The sequence below is a fragment of the Eikenella longinqua genome, assembly GCF_001648355.1.
In the GTDB taxonomy this organism is placed as follows: domain Bacteria; phylum Pseudomonadota; class Gammaproteobacteria; order Burkholderiales; family Neisseriaceae; genus Eikenella; species Eikenella longinqua.
Genome location: NZ_LXSL01000005.1, coordinates 1 through 1,814 on the forward strand (window position 1 = coordinate 1; position 1,814 = coordinate 1,814).

At 49.7% G+C, this 1,814-nt stretch carries 3 protein-coding genes; all 3 read left to right on the forward strand.

Annotated features, from left to right (window positions below):
• Positions 1-685 (forward strand): replication initiation factor domain-containing protein (locus A7P95_RS00035; RefSeq protein ID WP_218916343.1); only part of this gene is annotated, 685 nt, incomplete at its 5' end.
• Positions 686-732: 47 nt separating this feature from the next.
• Entirely contained in the window at positions 733-1,041 is a 309-nt protein-coding gene (locus tag A7P95_RS00040; RefSeq protein WP_067589340.1) for a hypothetical protein, read from the forward strand.
• Between the two features lie 465 nt (positions 1,042-1,506).
• Complete coding sequence (locus tag A7P95_RS00050) at positions 1,507-1,719, forward strand: hypothetical protein (protein ID WP_067589346.1); 213 nt, start codon at positions 1,507-1,509, stop codon at positions 1,717-1,719.
• Positions 1,720-1,814 lie beyond the last annotated feature (95 nt).

A 1,814-nucleotide genomic window follows, 5' to 3' on the forward strand; every position in this document is an offset into this window, starting at 1 on the left:
TTATAACTTTTCCCAAATGGATGAAGTTGTTGGCTTCCGCTATACCCGCGTTGATTTAGCCCATGACTTCCTAAGCGGCGAATACAGCGTAAATGACGCCCTGACCGCTTACCGCAATGGCGCATTCAACAATTCTTTCACCCAACCCAAGCTCCGTCTCGAAGGGGATGATTGGTACAACGATACCAAGCATGGCCGAACCCTCTATGTCGGTACCCGCCTATCTTCCCGCATGCTCCGTTTTTACGAAAAAGGCCGTCAGCTCGGCGATGCTGAAAGCCCTTGGGTACGTTGCGAACTCGAATTGAGAAGTAACGATTTAATCATTCCGCTGGATGTCGTAATTCATCCCGGCGACTACCTTTCCGCCCAATATCCCGAATTAAACCGTCTGTTTGGCGAAAACGGCGTATTCGCCCAAAGCCAACCCAAAAAAATCGCCATTAAGCAACGCATGGTGCAAGCCGGTATTGAGCACAGTATCAAATACCTGCGCATGCAGGGCAGCCGTGCAATCAACATGCTGCTTGAACTGGGCAAATCCACCGAAGAGATTTTGAAAATATTTAATCCTGAAGCCGGTGTGCCTAAAGCTGTCCATCCCGGCCAGTATTTCGCCGAACTATTAAAAATCGACTGCGTTTCAGAAAAGTTTCTTAACCCCGTCTGCGGATACAGCGGCTAAATGCCCTGTCCGGCACATCAGACGATAACACAAAAGGAGTAGTAACCATGTTCGTACAAAAAGCAACCCTGATTGGCACCAAACAGTTCAAAGGCACGATTGAAGGCCGCGATTTCGACACCTGCAAAGTCCGCGTATTGATGGACGTTCCCAGTGATGCCGAAAACGAATGCGGCTTGAACGTAACCGAACTTAACTACGGCAAAAGCAGCAATTACTTAGGATTGCGCGAATACAAATTCCCCGTTGATTGCGAGCTTGAACTGGAAATGGAACTCAAATCAGGCAAGCCGCAACTCAACCTGAAAAACCTCAAAGTGAAAGCCCGCCCCGATCCGAAAGACAGCCTGAAATAAGGGGGAGATATGAGAGTCGTTTATGTTCTTCAGGAATTAAGTGAAGGTGCATTCATCGGTGTAGACGGTTTAGGTGGCCTCGAATACGTCCGAAAACTGGATGAAGCCTTCAGGTTCAGAAATCTCAACGTAGCTTTAGACCACGGCAGGGATATAGACAGCAGCTTAAGGAATATCGCCGTCTATACCCTATACGAACCCGAATAATAAGAAGTACCGTCGTTGCCCGGGCGGCCAGCGACGTTAAACCTTTGAGAAGCCGCCCACTAATAAGAGGCAGAAATGGCAGTCAGCATTATTCACATGATTGTGCCGATAGTCAGATATGAAAACATCATGGATCAGCTATCGCAAATCAGCCTAATGGTAACCCTCATGCTGCTGCTGTTCAGCCTAAAGCATTAACGCTATCCGGGCGGCGTTAATCCAAGTCAAGCCCGCAATAACTTGTAAAAGGAAAACATTATGTTGAAAAACAAACTGGCCGCACTGGCCGTTATGTCCTCCGCCTTCATCGCCACCAATTCTTACGCTGGCGCTGTGGCCGATGCAGTAACCGCCGCTACCGGCGATTTCAAAACCGATTTGGCTTCAGTCGGCGGCATTGCCGTAGGTCTCGGCCTGATCGGTATCGCCTTCATCGCCGGTACCCGATACCCAATGCCGGAGCTACGTTGAAAACGGCATTTACAACCCTTACAAAGCCCGGCAGGAAACTGCCGACAACCTGCCGCAGGGCAGCTACAGCGGCGAAGGCGGTGCCAGCGTGCTGA